Source organism: Rhizobium cauense (genome assembly GCF_019511525.1).
Taxonomy (GTDB): domain Bacteria; phylum Pseudomonadota; class Alphaproteobacteria; order Rhizobiales; family Rhizobiaceae; genus Rhizobium; species Rhizobium cauense.
In genome coordinates, this window is record NZ_JAEUAT010000078.1 from 1 (window position 1) to 398 (window position 398).

Here is a 398-nt window from a genome sequence, read left to right on the forward strand (position 1 = left end):
CTTCAATAGCCGCAATGATATTGTTCATGCCTTCTTTTTTACTCACGAAACCATTAGCGCCAGCATCAGCACAATGTTTCCCGTAAAAATGGTCATTTTTAGCGGAGACGATAATAATAATTCCGCTATATTGGCGCTTCCTCAGCGTTTCTAACACCTGGATACCGTTAACTCCGGGGATATCGACATCAATGATGACGATATCAGGCTTAAGTGTTTCCACCCGCTGAACGGCACTTCCGCCTTCAGTCAACTCTGCTAAGATTTCAATATCGTTTTTGATCAATAAATTACGAATTGCTGCGATAGCAAGAGGATGGTCATCAATAATTATTGCGTTCATAGATTATTCACTTTGCAATGAAGCATCTCCCTTCTCCCTGTAGTAATACAGACAT

At 41.0% G+C, this 398-nt stretch carries 1 protein-coding gene; it reads right to left on the reverse strand.

Features of this window, described 5'->3' with window-relative positions; translation table 11 throughout:
- Positions 1-343, reverse strand: a 343-nt coding sequence (locus JNB88_RS33215; protein WP_220359175.1) for a response regulator, incomplete at its 3' end; no start/stop codon positions are given.
- Between the last annotated feature and the right edge of the window lie 55 nt (positions 344-398).